Annotated in this window: 19 protein-coding genes; 8 read left to right on the top strand and 11 right to left on the bottom strand. The window is 61.8% G+C overall.

The window, feature by feature from the left end:
* Positions 1–21 precede the first annotated feature (21 nt).
* A complete protein-coding gene (locus BLW55_RS16445; protein ID WP_025030509.1) occupies positions 22–417 on the top strand; it encodes a c-type cytochrome in 396 nt (131 codons plus the stop codon).
* 42 nt (positions 418–459) lie between these two features.
* Here the strand turns inward: BLW55_RS16445 and BLW55_RS16440 are convergent, their stop codons facing one another.
* The 6 genes from BLW55_RS16440 to hmgA all read right to left on the bottom strand — a co-directional run bounded on the left by BLW55_RS16440 (position 460) and on the right by hmgA (position 6149).
* Positions 460–657 (bottom strand): DUF2783 domain-containing protein, encoded by a 198-nt coding sequence (locus BLW55_RS16440; protein WP_007010125.1) that lies wholly within the window; start codon positions 655–657, stop codon positions 460–462.
* 2 nt (positions 658–659) lie between these two features.
* Positions 660–2276, bottom strand: a complete 1617-nt coding sequence (locus BLW55_RS16435) for an FAD-dependent oxidoreductase (protein WP_090329507.1) — start codon at positions 2274–2276, stop codon at positions 660–662.
* 139 nt (positions 2277–2415) lie between these two features.
* Positions 2416–3366 (bottom strand): MBL fold metallo-hydrolase, encoded by a 951-nt coding sequence (locus tag BLW55_RS16430; protein ID WP_090329506.1) that lies wholly within the window; start codon positions 3364–3366, stop codon positions 2416–2418.
* 23 nt (positions 3367–3389) lie between these two features.
* Positions 3390–3725 (bottom strand): hypothetical protein, encoded by a 336-nt coding sequence (locus tag BLW55_RS16425; RefSeq protein ID WP_007010128.1) that lies wholly within the window; start codon positions 3723–3725, stop codon positions 3390–3392.
* 2 nt (positions 3726–3727) lie between these two features.
* Positions 3728–4744, bottom strand: coding sequence for a fumarylacetoacetate hydrolase family protein (locus tag BLW55_RS16420; protein WP_090329505.1), 1017 nt, complete (start codon positions 4742–4744; stop codon positions 3728–3730).
* A gap of 91 nt (positions 4745–4835) precedes the next feature.
* Entirely contained in the window at positions 4836–6149 is a 1314-nt protein-coding gene (gene hmgA / locus BLW55_RS16415; protein WP_090329504.1) for a homogentisate 1,2-dioxygenase, read from the bottom strand.
* A 109-nt stretch (positions 6150–6258) separates the two neighbouring features.
* Between hmgA and BLW55_RS16410 the strand changes: the two genes are divergently transcribed.
* From BLW55_RS16410 to BLW55_RS16400, 3 genes are read left to right on the top strand one after another with little or no spacing between them, the layout of a single operon-like run.
* Positions 6259–6705, top strand: coding sequence for a MarR family winged helix-turn-helix transcriptional regulator (locus BLW55_RS16410; protein ID WP_090329503.1), 447 nt, complete (start codon positions 6259–6261; stop codon positions 6703–6705).
* A gap of 52 nt (positions 6706–6757) precedes the next feature.
* Positions 6758–7015, top strand: coding sequence for a type II toxin-antitoxin system Phd/YefM family antitoxin (locus tag BLW55_RS16405; RefSeq protein ID WP_090330031.1), 258 nt, complete (start codon positions 6758–6760; stop codon positions 7013–7015).
* Entirely contained in the window at positions 7012–7419 is a 408-nt protein-coding gene (locus BLW55_RS16400) for a type II toxin-antitoxin system VapC family toxin (protein ID WP_090329502.1), read from the top strand. The genes BLW55_RS16405 and BLW55_RS16400 overlap by 4 nt, the downstream gene beginning before the upstream one ends.
* Positions 7420–7423: 4 nt before the next feature.
* Here the strand turns inward: BLW55_RS16400 and tdh are convergent, their stop codons facing one another.
* The 3 genes from tdh to BLW55_RS16385 all read right to left on the bottom strand — a co-directional run bounded on the left by tdh (position 7424) and on the right by BLW55_RS16385 (position 11427).
* Entirely contained in the window at positions 7424–8458 is a 1035-nt protein-coding gene (tdh, locus tag BLW55_RS16395) for an L-threonine 3-dehydrogenase (protein ID WP_090329501.1), read from the bottom strand.
* 40 nt (positions 8459–8498) lie between these two features.
* Positions 8499–9686, bottom strand: coding sequence for a glycine C-acetyltransferase (locus BLW55_RS16390; RefSeq protein ID WP_090329500.1), 1188 nt, complete (start codon positions 9684–9686; stop codon positions 8499–8501).
* A 529-nt stretch (positions 9687–10215) separates the two neighbouring features.
* On the bottom strand, positions 10216–11427 hold the full coding sequence (locus BLW55_RS16385) for an acyl-CoA dehydrogenase (protein ID WP_090329499.1): 1212 nt from the start codon (positions 11425–11427) through the stop codon (positions 10216–10218).
* A 353-nt stretch (positions 11428–11780) separates the two neighbouring features.
* Here BLW55_RS16385 and BLW55_RS16380 point away from each other — a divergent pair, with 353 nt between their 5' ends.
* The 4 genes from BLW55_RS16380 to BLW55_RS16370 all read left to right on the top strand — a co-directional run bounded on the left by BLW55_RS16380 (position 11781) and on the right by BLW55_RS16370 (position 17166).
* Positions 11781–12839: a DUF4917 family protein gene (locus BLW55_RS16380; protein ID WP_090329498.1), complete on the top strand. Its 1059-nt coding sequence runs from the start codon at positions 11781–11783 to the stop codon at positions 12837–12839.
* A gap of 91 nt (positions 12840–12930) precedes the next feature.
* Entirely contained in the window at positions 12931–13761 is an 831-nt protein-coding gene (locus BLW55_RS20675; protein ID WP_143038448.1) for a GIY-YIG nuclease family protein, read from the top strand.
* A gap of 1254 nt (positions 13762–15015) precedes the next feature.
* Positions 15016–16872, top strand: coding sequence for a DNA mismatch repair endonuclease MutL (gene mutL / locus BLW55_RS16375; RefSeq protein WP_090329497.1), 1857 nt, complete (start codon positions 15016–15018; stop codon positions 16870–16872).
* A gap of 63 nt (positions 16873–16935) precedes the next feature.
* The gene (locus tag BLW55_RS16370; RefSeq protein ID WP_025031542.1) at positions 16936–17166 is read left to right on the top strand and encodes a DUF2093 domain-containing protein; all 231 of its coding nucleotides are present in this window, start codon (positions 16936–16938) and stop codon (positions 17164–17166) included.
* A gap of 1 nt (position 17167) precedes the next feature.
* On the opposite strand, the gene lpxK is transcribed toward BLW55_RS16370, so the two are convergent.
* Positions 17168–18193, bottom strand: coding sequence for a tetraacyldisaccharide 4'-kinase (gene lpxK / locus BLW55_RS16365; RefSeq protein ID WP_090329496.1), 1026 nt, complete (start codon positions 18191–18193; stop codon positions 17168–17170).
* Complete coding sequence (waaA, locus tag BLW55_RS16360; protein ID WP_007010081.1) at positions 18186–19505, bottom strand: lipid IV(A) 3-deoxy-D-manno-octulosonic acid transferase; 1320 nt, start codon at positions 19503–19505, stop codon at positions 18186–18188. Before waaA ends, lpxK begins: the two co-directional genes overlap by 8 nt.
* Between the last annotated feature and the right edge of the window lie 3 nt (positions 19506–19508).

Here is a 19508-nt window from a genome sequence, read left to right as displayed (position 1 = left end):
TTGAGTGTAAAGGAGCCCGCCATGCGAACGAAAGCCTTAGTGCTGTGCATCGCTGCTTCGATGATGTTTGTCGCCCCTGCACATACCGAGGATGGCGCACCACCCAGCGATGCTGGCAGGGTTACGGTTACCGGTGGCGAAAACATCTACAAGGCCATATGCCAGGGTTGTCACATGCCCGACGGGAAAGGCGCGACCGGTGCTGGCCGCTATCCGTCCCTGGCAAGCAATGAAAATCTCGAATACCCCGAATATGCGATCTTCGTCATTACACACGGGCAGAAGGCCATGCCGGCAATGGGCGATATGCTCACCGACCAGCAGATCGTCGATGTGGTGACGTATATCCGGACCCATTTCGGCAACAACTACACCGACGAAGTAACGGCGGACCAGATCGTCCCGCCCTGGCCCTGAGTGCGCTCGCGGACTGATCCCGAACCGGCCCGCCCGCCCTGCCTAGTTGCCGCGCGCTGCCCTGAGCACCGCGCGGATCACTTCCAGATCACCCACCTGATTGGCCAGGAGCAGCACCAGTCTTGCGTTGAGACGTGCGCTCTCCTCGAAGCTCAGTCCCTCATGCGCCGCCATCAGCGCGGCATAGAAATCATCGCCTGCCGCGCCCAGCCGGTCCTGGCCGATCTCGATCCTGTCCATCCTCATTCCCTCCCCATCGCATGGGTCATCGCCGCCGCGATCTCATGCGCGTCCGATGCCGTGAAGACCGCCGCCACATGCTGGTCGGGCCGCACCAGATAGAGCAGCCCCGCGCCATAGCGGGCGGCAACCGCGCCCTCACTATCCTCGACATGCGCCACGCCATCCACCGCCGAAGCGCCGGGCTTCGTCACCTGCACCACATGCAGCCCGGCCGGCAGGCCGATGGGCGGGTCACAGTCGACCGCCAGAAGCACGAAACCGCCACCCGCTTCGCCTAGCAGCCAGGATGGACGCCCCCCGACACGCACCGGTGCATCGGCCATCGCTTCGCCCGGCGCAAGCGGGCTCTCGCCATCCCACGCCGCCTGCAATGTGCAGCCAGCCAGCGAACAGGGCTTCGACAACCGGCCCGAATTCACCAGCCGCCGCGCGAAATCGTGATCCGCCGAAAGCGCCAGAACGCTGTCGCGGAACATGCGCTCCATGTCGCTCTTCGGCGTCATGAAAGAGGTCGACCTCGCCGAGTGCAGAATATTCTCGTCAGCGCCCAGAATGCGCTCTTCGTCATAGGTTCTGATCAGCGAGGCCGGCGCCTCGCCCTTGGCCACAAGCGCCAGCTTCCAGCCCAGATTGTCGACGTCCTGAATGCCGCCATTGCCACCGCGCGCGCCGAAAGGCGAAACAATATGCGCGCTGTCGCCAGCAAAGATTACCCGATCATGCACGAAGCGCTCCAGCCTGCGGCACTGGAAGGTGTAGACCGACACCCAGTCGAGCTCGAATTTCGAATGCCCGATCACCTTGGCGATGCGCGGGATGACGTTCTCCGGCTTTTTTTCCTCGTCCGGATCCGCATCCGGGCCAAGCTGCAGGTCGATACGGTAAATATCGTCCGGCTGCTTGTGCAGGAGCGCCGATTGACCCTTGTGGAAAGATGGTTCGAACCAGAACCAGCGCTCGGAGGGAAAGTCCGCTTTCATCTCCACATCGGCGATCAGGAAGCGCTCCTCGAACACCTGGCCCGCAAAATCGAGCCCCATCATGGAACGCACGGGCGAGCGCGCGCCGTCGCAGGCGACCACCCAGGCAGCATCCATTTCATAGGTGCCGTCCGGCGTTTCCACCTGAAGGCGCACATCGCCGCCCGCCTGCTCAAGCCCGACAACCCGGTTCTTCCAGCGCAGATCGACCAGTTCGGAAAGTTCGCCCGCCCGCTCCACCAGATACTGCTCGACATAATACTGCTGCAGATTGATGAAGGCGGGCATCTTGTGCCCTTCCTCCGGCAGAAGGTCGAAATTCCACACCTCGCGGTCGCGGTGGAAAAGCCGCCCAACCTTCCAGGTTACGCCCTTCTCCACCATCCGCTCGCCGACGCCAAGCCGGTCGAAAATCTCAAGCGAACGCTTCGACCAGCAGATCGCCCGGCTACCCACCGATACGACATCGTTGTCGTCGAGCACGACGACGGACACGCCGCGCTGCGCAAGGTCGATCGCCGCCGCGAGCCCCACAGGCCCGGCGCCGATCACCACCACCGGGTACTGCCCCACATGTCCCCCGGCGAGTTCCGGCGGCGCTTTATAGGGAAAGGGATTGTACTCGTAACGCGGCATTGGATTTCACCCTCCCTTGCAGCTGTTTCTCCTCAGAAAAAGAAGCAGCTCAAACCTCTTCCAGTTCACAACCCTCAACTCCGGGCATGATGTCGATGGCGCGCGTCTTTCAAACGTCGCGCCGGCCCGCTTCATCACGTTACCCCTGCAGCGCCTCCCACATCTGCCTGTCGCGCTCTGCGGTCCAGATGCGTGGGGTGTCGATGCCCAGTGCCTCGTCATAGGCCCGCGCCACGTTGAACGGCAGGCAATGCTCGTAGATTGCATAATCGGAGAATTTCGGGTCACACGCCGCGCGGCAGGCGTCCCAGGCCTCCTTCAGCGTGCCGCCACCCTGCGCCACCCGCGCCACCGGCTGATAGGTGGACATCACGAAATCGCTGGTCAGATCCAGCGCTTCATTGACCATGGCCTGCCCCACCAGCGCACCGCCACGTCCCGGCGCAATGGCGTCGAGGTCGAAGGCGCGGATTTCCTCCAGCGTCGTCGGCCAGTCGTGGAAATGCCCGTCGCCGCAATAGCAGGCCGAGTGATGCTCCACGATGTCTCCGGTGAACATCACATTGGCGTCCGGCACGAAGGCCACGATGTCGCCAGCCGTGTGCGCCCGGCCAAGGAACATCAGGTCCACCCGGCGCTTGCCGAGATAGACCGTCATGGAACTGGAAAAGGTCGTTGTCGGCCAGGTCAGACCGGGGATCGATTCATGCCCCTGAAAGAGACGCGGGAACCGCACGAATTCCGAGTCCCAGTCTTCCTGGCCCCGCTCCACCACCATCGAACGTGCCTTGTCGCTCATGATCACGGTCGGTGCCCTGTAGGCAGACGCGCCCAGAACGCGCACGGCGTGATAATGCGTCAAAACCAGATGGCTGATCGGCTTATCGGTAACGGACCGCACCTTCTCGATCACCTTTTCGGCAAGGCGTGGTGTTGCCTGCGCCTCGATCACCATCACCGACTCGTCGCCGATGATGATGCCCGAATTGGGATCGCCCTCGGCCGTGAAGGCCCAGAGGTCTCGCCCGATCTCATCAAACGATATCTTCTTCTCTGTGAGATCACCTGCAGATGCGAACTGTTTGGCCATTACGCGCCTTTCTCGTTGAATAACTATGCCCCGACGATCACTGCCAGGGACTTTATGATGCTCCAGGGATCGAGAGCACTGAAAGCGACTGCACTTATCGCCGAGATCAGCGTCCAGGCGATCATCACGCGTGTCAGAATCGAACCGCTGTCGATGCGATACGCGCGCAGCGACAGGGCGACATTGACGCCAATGACGACAATGACAAACACGAAGGACAAAGCGATGCCCATCCACTGAGGCGATGTGGCGTAAAGTGTGTTGAAGACCGATCTCAACGCCCAGGCCAGGAGTGATATCCCAACCAGATTGAATATCGCGAAAACGAACGCGGTACGCTTGAGAGGGTCGAGTGCCATTTTCAGGGCTCCTGATAATCCTCGACACGCTGTTCGATGGCGCCGAAGATGGAATGGCCCCCACTGTCTTTCATCTCGATACGCACCGTATCGCCGAAGCGCAAGAAAGGCGTCTTTGGTTTACCGTGTGCTATCGTCTCGATCATGCGGATTTCAGCGATACAGGAGTAACCGACCCCGCCCTCGTCAACCGGCTTTCCGGGTCCGCCGTCCAGCTTGTTGGATACCGTACCCGAGCCGATGATCGTGCCGGCGCAGAGCGGACGCGTTTTGGCAGCATGGGCAATCAGCGTCGGGAAATCGAATGTCATATCGATGCCGGCGTCGGCCCGACCGAACGGCTTACCGTTAAAATCAACACATAGCGGCAGCGAGACCTTGCCGCCATCCCACGCATCACCGAGCTCCTCGGGCGTCACCGCAACCGGCGAGAAGGCCGAGGACGGTTTCGACTGGAAGAAACCGAAGCCCTTGCCAAGTTCCGCCGGGATCAGCCCGCGCAACGACACATCGTTCACCAGCATGACAAGCCGGATGGCTTCCCGTGCCTGTTCCAGCGTCGCGCCCATCGGCACATCGTCGACGATGACGGCGATCTCGCCTTCCATGTCGATGCCCCAGGCCTCGTCAGCCATGCGTATGGGATCGCGCGGTGCCAGAAACGCATCCGACCCGCCCTGATACATGAGCGGATCGGCCCAGAAACTCTCTGGCATCTCCGCACCGCGTGCCTTGCGCACGAGTTCCACGTGATTGACGTAAGCCGAGCCATCCGCCCACTGATAAGCGCGCGGCAATGGCGACAGCGCATCATGCTCATGAAAGCGTTCGGCAGGCACCGAGCCGTGATCGAGGCTTTCAGAAAGGGCTGCCAGATGCGGAGCGATGCGCGCCCAGTCGTCCAGTGCCGCCTGCAGCGTCGGCGCAAGGAAAGATGCGTCCGTGCAGCGTGTCAGGTCACGGGAGACGACGACCAGTCTGCCGTCGCGCGTTCCGTTCTTGAGCGTGGCGAGTTTCATGCAATGTCCTTTATGCGTTGGGGGAGACGCGCAATCGGCGCAGGTCCGCCGGACCGGCGCCGATCATACCTTTTGTGACCGCTCCGGTCGATCAGGACCAGTCACCCTCCGGCGTGCCGTTGAAACGCTTCTTCAAATCCTTCCAGCAGTCGATGTAGTTCTCCTGCAGCGTGTCCGTTTCAGCGGCGTAGCGCGTCAGATGCTGGGGAAAGCGCGTCTCGAACATGAAGGCCATGGTCTCTTCCAGCTTGACCGGCTTCAGTTCTCCGTGGCTCGCCTTCTCGAAACCGAAAGCGTCCGGCCCGTGCGGCAGCATCATGTTGTGCAGTGAGGCGCCGCCCGGCAAAAAGCCCTCTTCCTTGGCGTCATACTGGCCTTTTATCAGCCCCATGAACTCGCTCATGATGTTGCGGTGATACCAGGGCGGGCGGAATGTGTGCTCGGCCACCATCCAGCGCGGCGGAAAGATCACGAAGTCGATATTGGCCGTACCCTCTTCGCCCGAGGGTGCTGTCAGCACGGTGAAGATCGACGGGTCGGGATGATCGAACAGGATCGCCCCGACCGGCGAGAAGGTGGAAAGATCATATTTGTAAGGCGCGTAATTGCCGTGCCAGGCCACCACGTCGAGTGGCGAATGGCCGATCTCGGTCACATGGAACTGCCCGCACCATTTGACGAACAGCCGGCAGGGCTTTTCCTTTTCCTCATACCAGGCGACCGGTGTCTTGAAATCGCGCGGGTTGGCGAGGCAGTTCGCGCCGATCGGACCGCGATCCGGCAGAGTGAACTTGGCGCCGTAATTTTCGCACATATAGCCGCGCGCCGGCCCGTCCATCAGCTCGACCTGAAAGATCATGCCGCGCGGCATGACGGCGATTTCGCCGGGCTCGATCTCGATGATGCCCATCTCGGTCTTCAGCCGCACACCGCCTTCCTGCGGCACCAGCATCAGTTCGCCATCGGCGTTGAAAAAATACTCGTCCACCATCGAAATGTTGAAGGCATAGATGTGGGCCGCCATGCCCGCCTGCCCCTGCACGTCACCTGCGGTCGTCATCGTGCGCACACCGGCCAGGAAATCGGTTTCCCTGTTTGGGATCGGCGTTGGATCCCAGCGCAGCTGACCAAGCGCCAGCTGATGGTCATTCACATTGGGTGCGGATTTCCACTCCTCGAAGCTGATGGCCTTGAAGCGGCCCGTGTGTTTCACGCTCGGCCGGATACGATAGAGCCAGGAGCGTTCATTGGTCCCGCGCGGTGCGGTAAAGGGCGAACCGGAGAGCTGCTCCGCATAAAGCCCGTAGGCCGGCTGCTGCGGCGAATTCTGCCCCTGCGGCAGCGCGCCAGGCAGGCTCTCTGTCTCGAAATCATTGCCGAAACCCGGCATGTACTGCACGGTCATTCGATCCTCCATGCAACGGGGAGTTCAGGAATTGGTTGCAATCGTAACCATGGCGAATGTAACTATCAACGCACGGGAAGGGAAAACTGCCGCGTTGCAAAGGAACACCATGACTGACCAGACCACGCTCGCCCTGGAAGATTTTCTGCCCTACCGCCTGACGCGCCTTACCGATGCGATCAGCCGGGATTTCTCGCAGGCCTACCGCGCCCGCCTCGGTCTGACGCGGCCGGAGTGGCGCACGCTCGCCACCATCGGCCAGTTCGGCACCATGACCGCGACCGAAGTCGGCGCGCATTCCTCCATGCACAAGACCAAGGTGAGCCGCGCGGTCGCCGCTCTGGAAACGCGCCGCTGGCTGGTCCGGACGCCCGACCCGCAGGATCGCCGCGTCGAGCGCCTGACACTCAGCAAAACCGGCCAGAAAGCCTATGAAGACATGGTGCCCGTGGCCCGGTCCTTCGAAACGGGATTGCTGGAACGCATGACACCGGAGGAGCGCGCAGCCCTTCTTGCCGGCCTCGCCGCGCTCGAGCGCACGACCTTGACGGAGTAGCGTTCACAACCCATATTTATGGTCAAATTGACCAGTCAAAATGACCATCGAGATGAAAACACTGACTGCAACAGAAGCAAAATCCCGGTTCGCGGCCCTTCTTGGTGATGTGGAGCGGGGCGAGACCATACTCATCACACGTCACGGCAAGACGGTGGCGCGCATTGTCCCCGATCAGATCGAGACGGCTGCGCAGACACGCGCTGACAATGCGATCCGGAAGCTGCGCTCCCTGCGCGATACCCTTCCCAAAACCGCGACGTCACTGGACGACATGCTTGCATGGAAACATGAGGGTCACCGCTATTGACGCGGTTCGTGCTCGACACGTCGATTACCGCCGCCTGGCTTCTGCCCAACGAGGATCATGACCTGGCCCTGGCGGTGCAGGAAAGCCTTCTCACCTCGCAGGCCATCGTGCCGCCGATCTGGTGGTTCGAGATATGCAACCTGCTTGTCACGTGCGAGCGTCGCAAGCGCCACACGCCGGCCATCACACAGACCATCCTCGATGCGCTTTACGACCATCCCATCCTCGTCGATGACGACATCGACCCTGCGGACATGCTACGCCTCAGCCGCGCGCACGGACTGACGGTCTATGACGCCTCCTATCTGGAGATAGCGCGGCGCAATGCCGTGCCGCTGGCGACGCTCGACCGCAGGCTGGCACAAGTAGCGGCCGCCGAAACGATCCCCCTGTTCGCCTCGTAAGCGGCTACCAGCTCATCACCACCTTGCCGGCCTTGCCGGTACGCATTGCATCGAAACCGTCCCGGAAATCGTCGACCTCGATGCGGTGCGTGATGAGGTCGCGCACATCGAGCCGTGTCTGCACCAGCGCGATCATCTTGTACCAGGTCTCGAACATCTCGCGCCCATAGATGCCCTTCAGATGCAGCATCTTGAAGATGACCTTGTTCCAGTCGATCTCGAAACCCGCCGGCGCGATGCCCAGAATGGCGATCTTGCCGCCATTGTTCATGGCGTCGATCATATCGCGGAAGGCGGGTGCCGCGCCCGACATTTCAAGCCCCACATCGAAGCCCTCGGTCATGCCGAGCTGGCGCATCACCTCCGCCAAAGTTTCCTCTGCCGCGTTCACCGTGTGCTGAACGCCTAGCTTCTTTGCAAGCTCCAGCCGGCCGGGATTGATGTCGGTAATCACCACCTTGCGCGCGCCCACGGCCTGCGCCACCAGCGCGCCCATGATGCCGATCGGCCCCGCCCCCGTCACCAGCACATCCTCGCCAACAAGGTCGAAGGAAAGCGCGGTGTGAACGGCATTGCCCAGCGGATCGAAGATCGCCGCGATCTCGTCTGGAATGTTGTCGGGGATCGGCACCACATTGTGCTGCGGCAGGGCGATGAACTCGGCAAACGCACCGGCGCGGTGAACGCCCACGCCCAGCGTATTGTGGCACAGATGCCCGCGACCTGCCCGGCAATTGCGGCAATGACCGCACACGATGTGCCCCTCGCCCGAAACCCGCTGGCCGGGCTTATACTCCGTCACCGCCGAGCCGACCTCCGTCACCTCGCCGACGAATTCATGCCCCGTCACCAGCGGCACCGGCACGGTGTTCTGTGCCCACTCGTCCCAGTTCCAGATATGCACATCCGTGCCGCAGATCGCCGTCTTGCGCACCTTGATGAGCACATCGTTCGGTCCCACCTCGGGCACCGGAACCCGCTCCATCCAAAGCCCCTCCTCGGGTTTGGATTTCACGAGCGCCTTCATCATGTTGGACATGGTCGATTATCCTTCCAAAGCGAAATCTGCGATCCGCGTCCTACGCGATCACCCCAAGCTCACGCCCCACTTTCGCGAACGCCTCCACCGCGCGATCGATATCGTCAGGCGAATGCGCCGCCGACATCTGCGTGCGGATGCGGGCAGCAGCTTTCGGCACCACGGGGAAGGAGAAGCCAATCACATAGATGCCTTCCTCCAGAAGCCGCGCCGCCATCTTTTCGGCAAGGGCCGCATCGCCCAGCATCACCGGAATGATCGGGTGATCTGCGCCCGCAAGCTTAAACCCGTTTTTCTCCATGCCCGCGCGAAAGCGCGCCGCATTGTCGTAAAGCCTTTTGCGCAAGGCCCCGCCGCCCGCCACCATGTCGAACACTTTTAGCGAAGCCGCCGCGATCACCGGCGCCAGCGTGTTGGAAAAGAGATAGGGCCGCGAGCGCTGGCGCAGCCAGTCGACCACCTCCGCCTTCGCACAAGTATAGCCGCCAGACGCCCCGCCCAGCGCCTTGCCGAGCGTGCCCGTCATGATGTCGACGCGCCCTTCCACGCCGCAATGCTCCGGCGTGCCGCGCCCGTTTTCGCCCACGAAACCGACCGCATGGCTGTCGTCCACCATCACCATCGCATCGTATTTTTCCGCTAGATCGCAGACCGCTCCCAGATTGGCGACGATGCCATCCATGGAGAAAACGCCATCCGTGGCAATGAGCCTGAAGCGCGCGCCCTCGGCCTTCTTCAGACACTCTTCGAGCGCTGCCATGTCGTTGTTGGCATAGCGATGGCGCTCGGCCTTGCAAAGCCTGACGCCATCGATGATCGACGCATGGTTGAGCGCATCGGAGATGATCGCATCCTCCGGCCCCAGCAGCGTCTCGAAAAGCCCCGCATTGGCATCGAAGCAGGAGGAATAGAGGATCGTGTCCTCATAGCCCAAAAAGCCGGCAATCTTCGCTTCCAGCTCTTTGTGCTCTTCCTGCGTGCCACAGATGAAGCGCACCGAGGCCATGCCGTAGCCATAGCGGTCCAGCGCCGCCTTGGCCGCCGCGCGCAATTCCTCATTATCGGCAAGGCCGAGATAGTTGTTGGCGCAGAAATTCAGGACCTTGCGCCCGCCGCTCTCAATCTCGGCCGACTGCATGGAGGTAATGACGCGCTCGGATTTATAAAGCCCCGCCTCCTTCAGGCCATCGAGTTCGGAGCGCAGATGGGAGAGAAAGGACGCGGTCATGAACACCTCGGATCGAACGGGAACAGGCTTTCCCTCCTCTACTACAAAGTGCCGCCGCTTTCGACCACCTGCTTTTCTGCAACGCTCCTCTCCACCCACGTCATCCCGGGCTTGACCCGGGACCCATTGAGAAGCACGGCCGCGCCCCGCAGAGGGCTCACAGCGTTGTGCAAAGTGAAAACCGGGCCGTGCCCTCACACGTTCTGCCAATGGGTCCCGGATAGCCTCCGGCTTCCGGGATGACGTGGCGAGGAGCGGCCACAGCGAAATGAAGTGCCCTTCTCTTTCCCCGTCATCCCGGCCGAGCAGAGCGAGAGCCGGGACCCATTGAGACGCACGGCCGGGTGCCGCAGAAAGCGCGCAAGTTGATGCCGAAACGAAAACCGGGCCGCGCCCTGCCACATTCTGCCAATGGGTCCCGCATAGCCTTCGGCTTCCGGGATGACGCGGAAGTGGAGGCAAATAAAAGAGGCGGGCGCCGCAGCACCCGCCCTTTCTCAATCCCAGCGCAAGATGCGCACTCACCCGATCAGAAAAACGCCTGCAGCCCCGTCTGCGCGCGGCCGAGGATCAGCGCGTGAACGTCATGCGTGCCCTCATAGGTGTTCACCGTTTCCAGGTTCTGCGCATGGCGCATCACGTGATATTCGATCTGGATGCCATTGCCGCCATGCATGTCGCGGGCCTGCCGCGCAATGTCCAGCGCCTTGCCGCAATTGTTGCGCTTGACGACCGAGATCATCTCCGGCGCCATCTTGCCCTCGTCAAACAGCCGGCCAACCCGCAGGCTCCCCTGAAGCCCAAGCGCGATTTCCGTCTGCATGTCGGCGAGCTTCTTCTGAAAAAGCTGCGTCTGCGCCAGCGGCTTGTCGAACTGCTTGCGGTCGAGCCCATATTGCCGCGCCCGGTGCCAGCAATCTTCCGCCGCCCCCATCGCGCCCCAGGAAATGCCATAGCGCGCGCGATTCAAACAGCCGAACGGCCCACCAAGCCCTTCCGCATTGGGCAAAAGCGCATCCTCGCCCACGTCCACGCCGTCCATCACGATCTCGCCGGTGATCGACGCGCGCAGCGAAAGCTTGCCGCCGATCTTCGGCGCGGAAAGCCCCTTCATGCCCTTTTCCAGCACGAAACCGCGGATCTTGCCGCCATGGGCCGCCGATTTCGCCCACACCACGAACACATCGGCAATCGGCGAATTGGAGATCCACATTTTCGAGCCGGTGAGCCGGTAGCCGCCGTCGATCTTGTCGGCGCGCGTCTTCATGCCGCCGGGATCGGAGCCCGCATCCGGCTCGGTCAGGCCGAAACAGCCGATCCACTCGCCCGACGCCAGTTTCGGCAGATATTTCCTGCGCTGTTCTTCCGAGCCATAGGCATGGATCGGGTACATCACCAGCGAGGACTGCACGCTCATCATGGAGCGGTAGCCCGAATCGATGCGCTCCACCTCGCGCGCCACCAGCCCGTAGGACACATAGCCGGCCCCCACGCCGCCATATTCCTCCGGCACCGTCACGCCCAGAAGCCCCGCCGCGCCCATCTCGCGGAAGATGTCCGGGTCGGTTTCCTCGTTCATGTATGCATGCTCGATGCGGGGGCTGAGCTTGTCGGCGGCGAAGGCGGCAGCCGCATCGCGGATCATGCGCTCTTCATCGGTGAGCTGCTCTTCCATGAGGAAGGGATCGTCCCACACGAAAGTCGATTTGGACGATTTCGCCGCGGATTTCTGTGCTTCCATAGTCATTCATGCCTTCCTGATGCGGTTGCGCTCTTTCAAGCCTTCTGCAGCCAGATGGTCTCACCTGACCTCCGCGCAAATGCGGAAAAACCCTTCGCCAGAGGGTGCCCTGCGCGCCGCAAGGGCGCTTGCACTCCTGACGCCTGAGCGGAGCATACAGCATCCTATGCGAGATTGCTTCAAGCTTAAAATGATTTTTTGGAAGGGGATTGTGACGGGAGGGGATGGATGGGGGGATGGGGGGATGGGGGATCGCGCTATCAAAGCCCAAAATCAGCTGTCGCAATTGCGATCTTAAGTTGTACAAAAGCAGGCAATGGGGAGCGTCTCAATTATTTAGGGGAGAATTCGCAATGTTGTCATTTCAAGAAGCAATTCAGGACTCCGAACAATTTTCGAAGCGGCACCTACTGCTAGGCAACGGCTTCAGCATAGCCTGTAGAGCGGATATCTTTCACTATGGCTCGCTTTACGATCAGGCCGACTTCTTAGACGCACCAGAAATCAAGGCTGTATTTGAAGCTCTTGAAACTCAAGACTTCGAGACGGTAATCCGCACGTTGGAAAGTGCCGCTACCGTGTTGCCGCCCTATGTCGACGCCAGCACGGACGCGCCAGCCAAGATGCTCAAACATGCAGGAACTTTAAAGGAAATTTTGGTTCAGACTATCTCCCAAAACCATCCAGACCGACCAAGCGACATCCCAGATGAGAAGTTTCGGGCATGCCGACATTTCCTATCACATTTCCTTCGCGGCGAAAAAGCAGGCTGCGTTTTTACACTGAATTACGATCTTCTTCTTTACTGGACACTCATGCATGAGGATGCGCCCCTGGAGGAAGCGATTGATCTGCAAATGAGCGATGGCTTTGGTAACGACGAAGATAATCCAGACGCAGATTATGTTGTGTGGCAAGGGGAGACGAACGCGCACGGGGCAAATGTCATGTTCTTGCACGGGGCGTTGCACCTGTTTGATTCCGGTAGAGATTTACTCAAATACACCTGGGTCAGAAAGGGTGTTCCTCTGATCGAGCAAGCCCGACAAGCGCTTGCCGAGAACAATTTTCCGCTGTTCGTCGCCGAAGGTACCAGCGCACAGAAAAAGGATAAAATCCGACACAACGCATATCTTTATCAGGGACTTAAGCAGCTCACTAGCAACGTGACCATAGGCACTCACTGCTGGTTTATCTTCGGACATTCATTGGCAGAAAATGACGATCACATACTCACTAGGTTCGGACGTGGCAGGTTCAAGAAGCTATATGTTGGCATCTATGGCGATCCTGACGAAGATTGGAACAAGGAGGTAATTGCGCGAACCCACTGGCTGCAGGCTCTCCGTGATGAAAAATGGCCACTCGAAGTCGAGTTTTATCAGGCAGAAAGCGCGCAGGTCTGGGGCTAGACGCAGCCGGCTGCTTGAGTTCTGACGTGTCAAACTTTCCCGCGCGTTCCTGTTTAACGGTGTGCCGCGCCCCTTGAAGCAAAGCCATCTCATGAATGACTTTACTCTGAACGAACTTTTGGAGCGGCGCGGAGCCGATCTTGATAAGTGTAGAGTTGTTCGGCACGACATGCGTGCCCTGAAAGCGTGGCGGCAGTCCCGTGCTCACCTCGAACACTTCATCTGCTATCAGAGAACTGGAAACAGAACTCCTTATCGTGGAGCCTCTGAGGTATTCCAGTTCGTTCCTCAAAGTGGGGCATCGGCCCTGTTCGTTGGCGCCTATCGCATTCTTGATAAATGGAGTTTTCCGGAGGATACGAGACAGCCAATTCTACATGATCCAGCCTTTGGCGAGAACGATACTCATCCTCACCTGAGGTATGATCTTGAACGCATACCCAGTTTCGAGGATCTGGTCGGACGCGTCGTCATTGACTGGGGAGGCAGTACACGCGCATGGTCACAATGGCCCAAAAGGCAAGACAAGCCAATTATCGAGCTTCGCTCATGCATACAGGAAGCCGCTTTCCCCGGTTTCTCGAATTTTCATTCCAATGTCGATGAAATCGAGCTGTTACCAGAAGCATGGAGAGGGGTTCTCTCCAGTGTACGGGGTGTGTATTTGCTCGTTTGTCCCACATCCGGTGAACAGTATGTCGGATCAGCCTATGGTGAAGATGGTTTTTTTGGGCGTTGGCGGGCCTACGGCTCAAACGGTCACGGGGGTAACCTGTTGCTGATGAGCCGAGCAAGGTCCAATTACTCTGTTTCAATTCTCGAGGTCGCTTCCCCTGATATGTCGGCATCCGACATAATCAGGCGTGAAGGCGCCTGGAAAACCAAACTGGGCAGCCGTGCACATGGGTTAAATGCGAACTGAAGTCGCGTTTTCAGTTTGAGAATCCATTCATCTCAATCATCTAAAGGTTAGCCCCTTCCCTCTCCACTCCGTCATCCCGGAAGCCGTAGGCTATCCGGGACCCATTGGAAGAACATGCAGGGCGCAGCCCAGGTCTCGCTCCTGCACCAGCCTTCGCGCCTTCTGCGGCACCCCGCCCCGCTTCTCAATGGGTCCCGGGTCAAGCCCGGGATGACGCGGAGCGTAGTGCGTGTACGCCCACACAGCCCTCATCCTGAGCCTGTCGAAAGACGAGGGCGGCATGAAGCGCGGCAGCGGCAAGCGTGGTGCATGCCTTCACCCCCGCCCTTCGACAAGCTCAGGATGAGGGTGAAGGCACGGCGATGCCCCGCCTGTGAAAAGGCACCAGCGTCCGCGCCCCCTTCTCCCCGCGAGCGGGGAGAAGGAGGCTGTCACATCCCCAATTTTATCCCCGCCCCTAAATCCTCAATTATAATCCCCCCATCGCCCTTGTCGGGAACCGGGTCCGGAGCCGGGGATCAGGAAGGGCGGCGGCAGCCTCCCCCTTGGGCATCGGTGGTCCAAGGCATGTGAGGGCCCGCGACAGGCCGGCGACCGGTTGCAAGACCGGTTGCGGAGAAGCCGCTAGGGCGCACCCCGCCCGAGTGATCGGCCAACAGTCGGGACAGCGGCCGGACGGGCGGCCCGAGGGTCGCATAACTACTTAAGACGCGCGACGCTTTGGCCGCCCGTCTTCCCGAACCTGTTCAAACCCCGGCGGCGAAGCCGTGCGGGAGCGGAGGTGTGCCCCATGGAAAGCCGATCGAGCCCGCATCTCCACCCCCGTCATCCCGGAAGCCGAAGGCTATCCGGGACCCATTGGAAGAGCTTGCAGGGCGCGGCCCGGGTCTCGTTCCCGCGCCAGCGGTTGCGCCCTCTGCGACGCCCGGCCCCGCTTCTCAATGGGTCCCGGGTCAAGCCCGGGATGACGAGGTGTGGGGTGGGTGAAGGCCGACACAGCCCTCATCCTGAGCTTGTCGAAGGGCGAGGGCGGCATGAAGCGCGGCAGCGTCAAGCGTGGTGCATGCCTTCACCCCCGCCCTTCGACAAGCTCAGGATGAGGATGAAGGCACGGCGATGCAGCGACTGTGGAAAAGCACCAGCGCTCGCCCCTCATCCGCCTGCCGGCACCTTCTCCCTACAGGTGGGGAGAAGGCGGCCTTCATCACCGCCCCACCCTTCTCCCCACCCCCGAATCCCCGTAAAATCGCGGCCATGACCATAGCCCCCCGCACCATCCGCCAGCTCACCGATACCGTGATCAACCAGATCGCCGCCGGCGAGGTGATCGAGCGGCCGGCGAGCGTGGTGAAGGAGCTGGTGGAAAACGCGCTCGATGCGGGCGCGACGCGCATCGAGGTGGCGACAGCCGGCGGCGGGCTTTCGCTAATCCGCGTCACGGACAATGGCGGCGGCATGCCGCCCGAAGAACTACCGCTCGCCGTCTCGCGCCATTGCACGTCGAAACTCACCGACGATATTCACGACATTCGCTCGCTCGGCTTTCGCGGCGAGGCGCTGCCCTCCATCGGCTCGGTGGCGCGGCTTTCGTTGCGCTCGCGGCCCGAAGGGGCCGACAGTGCGGCGGAGATTTCCGTTGAGGGCGGGCGCGTTTCGGCGGTGAAGCCCGTCGCCGCCAATCGCGGCACGACGGTGGAGGTGCGCGACCTCTTTTTCGCCACGCCCGCAAGGCTCAAATTCATGAAGAGCGAGCGCGCTGAAACCGCCGCCATCACCGAGGTGGTGAAGCGCATGGCGCTCGCCTTCCCTCATGTGCGCTTCACGTTGACGGGCTCCGACCGCAACACGCTGGAGCTGCCCGCCGTGCCCGCCGATGGCGAGGGGCTTCTGCGCCGCATCGCGCAGGTGATGGGCCGCGACTTTGCCGAAAACACGCTGCCCATCGAGGCTGCACGTGAAGGCGTTTCCCTTTCGGGCCATGCGTCGATCCCGTCGTTCTCGCGCGGCAATGCGATGCTGCAATATTTCTATGTGAATGGCCGCCCCGTGCGCGACAAGCTTTTGACCGGCGCCATTCGCGGCGCCTATATGGACGCGCTGCCGCGCGACCGGCATGCGGTGGCGGCGCTGTTCATCACGCTCGATCCGGCGCTGGTGGATGTCAATGTGCACCCGGCCAAGGCCGATGTGCGCTTTCGCGATCCGGGGCTGGTGCGCGGGCTGATTGTCGGGGCGATCCGCCATGCGCTGGAAATCAGCGGCATGCGCGCCTCCACCTCCGGGGCCGACGCCATGCTCGCCGCCTTCCAGCGGCCGGAACAGCGGGCAGCGGGCCACGCCGCGCCGCAGCGCTACACGCCTCCACCCCGCCCTGCAAATGGCTGGAGTGCGGCCACCTCCCCCACCCGCCCGCTGGAGATGAGCACGGCATCGGGTTTTTCCGAGCCCGGCCAGGCGGCGTTCGATGTGGGAGCAGCCCTTTCCGCCGATGCGCGTGCGGGCGAAGTGGAGGCAGCGCCAGAGCTGATGCGCACCCCGCTGGGGGCCGCGCGGGCGCAGGTGCATGAGAATTACATCGTCGCGCAGACGGAGGATTCGCTCGTCATTGTCGACCAGCACGCCGCCCATGAGCGCCTTGTCTATGAGGCGCTGAAAGAGGCGCTGCATGCCCGTCCGCTCCCCGCGCAGATGCTGCTTTTGCCGGAGATCGTCGACATGCCGGAAGAAGATGCCGACCGGCTGTCCGCCCATGCGGCGTTCCTCGCCCGGTTCGGTCTGGGGCTGGAGCGGTTCGGCCCCGGCGCCATCGCCGTGCGCGAAACGCCGTCCATGCTGGGCAAGGTGGATGTGCCGCAGCTCGTGCGCGATCTTGCCGACGAGATCGCCGAAAACGACACCGTCGACACGCTGAAAGAGCGGATCGACCACATCGCCGCCACCATGGCCTGCCATGGCTCGGTGCGCTCTGGCCGGCGGCTTCGGGCCGAAGAGATGAACGTGCTTTTGCGCCAGATGGAGGCGACGCCCGGCTCCGGCACGTGCAATCACGGGCGACCGACCTATATCGAGTTGAAGCTGACCGATATCGAGCGGCTGTTCGGGCGGCGGTGATGCGATGCGCTTGACCTTGGCCTCGAAATATGGCGCAAGAAACCCCGATGAGAGGTTGTATCGATGAACCGTTTTGAAGGACCCGGCGCCCGCGAGGCGCGCATTCGCTATCTGGATGGCGATTTTCAGGTGATGACGCCCGGCGCCTTCGTGCGCTGCGCCGTCACCGAACAGCCGATCCAGCTCGACGATCTGAAATACTGGAGCGTCGCGCGGCAGGAAGCCTATGTGAACGCCGACACTTCGCTCGCCCGCGAACTGGACGTGCATCCGGAACTCAGGAAGCGCCGCTGATCTATTTCAGAATGCGCTCGCGCCAGGCCTCTATCGTGCTCTCGATGATGGTCACCGGCATGTCGGGCGCATCGAACTGCGCTTCCACCTGCAGCACACGGCAGTGTTCGGCCAGCGCGGAAAGCGCCTCGCTCCCGCCGCGCAGCCGCACCATGTCCTTCTCGGTGGTGATGAGCTGAAGCTCCCCCTTCTCCGCCGCCGCAATCAGGTCGCGCGCATCATCATCGTCGTATGGGTGATGATCGGGAAAACTCTTCCCCTCCACCACCGCGCCGCCGGCGCCCGTGACGCTGTCGAAGAATTTCTTCGGGTTGCCGATCCCCGCGAAGGCGAGAAACCGCCCGCCCTTGATCGCCCGCACGCCGCGCGCCTTGAGGCCGGCCTGAAACACCGGTCGCCCCGCCCGCGAGGCCTTGCGCACCACATGGTCGGCCGCACTCCCTTCGCCCATTGTGAGAAGGGCGTCGGCATAGCGCAGTTGGTCGATCAGCCGCGCTCTCAAAGGCCCGCCGGGAATGACATGGCCATTGCCCAGCCCGCGCCGCGCATCCACCACCATCACCGCATAATCCATGTGAAGCCGCGCGCTCTGGAAGCCATCGTCCATGATGATGAAGTCGCAACCGATGCCGATCAGCTCGCGCGCGCCCGTCAGGCGGTCGGGGGCGACCAGCGTCGGCGCATGCCGCGCCAGAAGCAGGGGTTCGTCGCCCACATGGCGTGAGAGGTCTTTCTTCGCATCCACCAGATGCGCCGTCGCCATCGAGCCACCATGCCCGCGGGTGAGAAATCCCGGTTTCCGACCAAGCTTCTTTGCCTGTTTTGCGAGCGCGATGGAAACCGGCGTCTTGCCCTCGCCGCCGACGGTGAAATTACCGACACACAGAACCGGCACGTCCACTTTGGCGCGCTTGGCCGAGGCCATCCGGTATCCGGCCACGAGGCCATAGAGCGCGGATAGCGGCGAAAGGCTCCAGGCCCGCCAGTCCGCCGCCTCCCACCAGAATGGAGGTGCCTCGCTAGCCATGCCCCTCGTCGCCCTCGAGCCTGCTCTTGACGATCAGCGGATGGATATACGGGTCGAGCGCCTGCAGTGTGCGGTTCAGCGCGCCGGACATATCGTCGACTGCAGCGCGCCCCGCCTTGATCATGGTGCGGCGCGCCGAGTAATTGTTGAGAAGGAAGTTCACGCCACCGGCCAGCATCTCGCCGTCGCGCACCAGCCGCGCCCCGCCGGCGTCGATCAACCGGCGATAGGCATCGCGGAAATTCTGCACATTGCAGCCTGAAAGCACCGCCGTGCCCAGACGAGCCGGCTCGATCGGGTTCTGCCCGCCCGACTGCACCAGCGAGCGCCCGACAAAGGCCACTTCAGTCAATCGAAGATAAAGTCCCATCTCGCCAATCGTATCGCCAAGCAGAATGTCCGTCTCCGCAAGGACCGTATCGTTACGGCTGCGCCGCGCCACCTTGAGGCCGCGGGCGGTGAACTCTTCTTCCAGAGCATCCGCCCTTTCGGGATGACGCGGTACGATGATCGTCAAAAGGTCCGGGTGACGGGACTTCAGCTTCTCATGCACATCGGCGGCAATCGTCTCTTCGCCCTCATGGGTGGAGACGGCAGCCCAGGTTTCCCGGTCGCCAATCTGCTCTTCAAGCGTGGCCAGCGCTTCCTTCTCCACCGGCGGTGCGTGGGTGTCGACCTTGAGATTGCCCGAAACGGTGACCGGTCTCGCCCCCAGTGTGCGGAAGCGCTCGCCGTCCACCTCGGACTGCGCCACCACATGGGCAAGGTTCTCGAAAAGCGCCTCGGCCAGATAGGCCCTCTTCTTCCAGCGCTCGAAGGAACGGTCGGAAAGCCGGCCGTTGACGAGCACCTGCGGCACCCGCCGCGCACCGAGCTCGAGAATGGTCATCGGCCAGATCTCAGACTCGGCCATGATGGCCAGATCCGGCCGCCAGTGATTGAGGAACCGGCTGACAGCCGGCTTCAGGTCGAGCGGCACATATTGATGGATCACGCCCTCGCCAAGGCGTTCTTCTGCCACCTGGGCAGAGGTCACGGTTCCGGTGGTCAGAACAATGTTGATCCCATAGCCGAGTAGATGCTCGATCAGGCCGATCACGGCCATGGTCTCGCCAACGCTGGCCGCATGCATCCAGATCAACGGACCGTCCGGGCGCGGATGGCCGGCGCGCCCGTAGCGCTCGTGCCGGCGGACGCGGTCCTCCTTGCCCTTTCCGGCACGCCAGACGATGTAGCCACCAATCATGGGGAAGGCTGCTGCACCCACCCAGCGATAGGTTGTGAGGATGGCGCGCGCCCAGCGTTCACTCATGGT

Origin of the sequence: Nitratireductor aquibiodomus, assembly GCF_900105565.1 — a bacterium.
Classification (GTDB): domain Bacteria; phylum Pseudomonadota; class Alphaproteobacteria; order Rhizobiales; family Rhizobiaceae; genus Nitratireductor; species Nitratireductor aquibiodomus.
Note: the sequence above shows the minus strand (reverse complement) of the source record. Positions and strands in the feature narration are given on the sequence as shown.